The sequence below is a fragment of the Oleiphilus sp. HI0086 genome, from assembly GCF_001635225.1.
The window spans coordinates 1-887 of record NZ_LWFZ01001158.1 but is presented as its reverse complement, the minus strand read 5'-3'; the positions used below and the strand labels follow the sequence as shown (position 1 = coordinate 887).

The following is an 887-nucleotide window of genomic DNA, read 5'->3' as shown; positions in this document are numbered from 1 at the left end:
ATGTTGTAGGCTTTTTGTCATTCTTGGGCTTGGCAACTTTTGCCTACGCGAACTAGTAAGACTCCATTAATATATTTTTTTGTTATACCATACAGGTACCAAAGTAATGAGCGATTTTGACCAATACCACGACGAAGATGATCTAGAATTTGAGAAAAGTAAAAGTCAGGTCAAGCGCGAGATGGAAGCACTCCAGGCTTTAGGCCGAAAACTTACTGAACTAAAGCCAGCTCAGCTAAAAAAAGTGCCAATGAGTGAAGATCTGACTCATGCAATAAAAGAGTCCTACAATATTCGTCAAAATGAGGCGAAAAGGCGGCACCTTCAATTCATTGGTAAGCTAATGCGCGCAGAAGACGCTGAAGCGATTCAGTTCGCAATTGATCAGTTTGACTCCAGCAGTCAACGATATGCTCAAGAGCTTCACCAAATGGAGTCCTGGAGAGACCGTTTGATTAGCGGTGGAAATGATGTGCTTAGTAATTTTATTTCCGACAACCCTGATACAGACGTACAACACCTGAGAGCGCTCGTTCGCAACGCTAAGAAAGATCACGACCAGCAAAAGAATACTGGCGCGGGTAAAAAGCTGTTTCAATATATTCGAACGATTACTCAAGATATTGAGTAAAGCCAGCTAACTTGAAAATAGCGGCATCGCTGCGCGAATTTTATTCAAGCCTTTAAAATCCAAATTCGCACTACAAATACCAGCTCCTTTGCCGAGCTGGTTTAATATGTTTCCCCAAGGGTCGATGATCATACTCTGTCCCCAAGTTTTACGCCCACGGCTATGCTCTCCACCCTGATTTGCAGCAATAACAAAGCACTGGTTTTCAATAGCTCGCGCACGCAACAATAACTCCCAATGAGCTTGACCGGTTTTT

Annotated in this window: 2 protein-coding genes; one reads left to right on the top strand and one right to left on the bottom strand. The window is 43.1% G+C overall.

What is annotated here, in order from left to right:
- Window positions 1–106: 106 nt before the first annotated feature.
- Complete coding sequence (gene yjgA / locus A3756_RS20340) at window positions 107–631, top strand: ribosome biogenesis factor YjgA (protein ID WP_068508115.1); 525 nt, start codon at window positions 107–109, stop codon at window positions 629–631.
- A 6-nt stretch (window positions 632–637) separates the two neighbouring features.
- Here yjgA and A3756_RS20335 read toward each other — a convergent pair.
- Window positions 638–887, bottom strand: a 250-nt coding sequence (locus A3756_RS20335; RefSeq protein ID WP_304438916.1) for a nitrilase-related carbon-nitrogen hydrolase, incomplete at its 5' end; no start/stop codon positions are given.